Origin of the sequence: Streptomyces sp. NRRL F-5650 (genome assembly GCF_000721365.1) — a bacterium.
GTDB lineage: Bacteria > Actinomycetota > Actinomycetes > Streptomycetales > Streptomycetaceae > Streptomyces > Streptomyces ardesiacus.
In genome coordinates, this window is the sequence record NZ_JOGV01000133.1 from 1 (window position 1) to 1,055 (window position 1,055).

The window sequence follows — 1,055 nt, forward strand, 5'->3', positions numbered from 1 at the left end:
GCGGGAGCCAGTAGGGGCGGTGCTGGAAGGGATAGGTGGGCAGGTCGGTCAGCCGGGCACCGCTGCCCGCGTACAACGCGGCCCAGTCCACCCGCTGCCCCGTCACGAACAACCGGGCCAGCGCCCCCAACGCCGTCTCCACCTGCGGCTGCTCACGCCGCTGCAACGCCACGAACTGCGCACCGTCCACCGACTGCGCGCCCATCGCGCTCAGCACCCCGTCCGGACCGATCTCCAGGAACCGGGTCACCCCCTGCTCCCGCAGCCACACCACATGATCCGCGAACCGCACCGGCCGCCGCACATGACCACTCCAGTACTCCGGCGAACACACCGCCTCCGCACCCGCCGCCATCGCGATCACCGGCTCCGACCACTCCACCCCCGCCACCACCGACGCGAACTCCTCCAGCACCGGATCCATCAACGGCGAATGAAACGCATGACTCACCGTCAACCGCCGCGTCCTGCACCCCCGCCCCGCCAACACCCCCGCAACCTCCAGCACCGCCTCCTCCACACCCGACACCACCACCGCCGACGGACCATTCACCGCCGCCACCGCCACCTCACCCTCACGCCCCGCCAACACCTCCAGCACCTCCGCCTCACCCGCCTCCACCGCCACCATCGCCCCACCCGCCGGCAACGCCTGCATCAACCGGCCCCGCTCCGCCACCACCCGGCACGCATCACCCAACGACAACACCCCCGCACAATGCGCCGCCGCCAGCTCCCCCACCGAATGACCCGTCACGAAATCAGGCCGCACCCCCAGCCACTCCACCCACCGGAACAACGCCACCTCCACCGCGAACAACGCCGGCTGCGTCCACCCCGTCCCGTCCAGACCCACACCCCCGAACACCACCTCACGCAACGACCCCTCCACCAACCCCTCAAACCCCGCACACACCTCGTCGAACGCCGCCGCGAACACCGGAAACGCCTCATACAACCCCCGGCACATCCCCGCCCACTGCGCCCCCTGCCCCGTGAACAAGAACGCCGTACGCCCCTCACCCACCACACCCGACACCACACCCCCACCAACA

The 1,055-nt window shown here is 70.5% G+C and carries 1 protein-coding gene; it reads right to left on the reverse strand.

The genetic code is table 11. The annotated features are described in order from the left end of the window. Positions 1–1,039 (reverse strand): acyltransferase domain-containing protein (locus IG88_RS39800; RefSeq protein ID WP_234332495.1); only part of this gene is annotated, 1,039 nt, incomplete at its 3' end. Between the last annotated feature and the right edge of the window lie 16 nt (positions 1,040–1,055).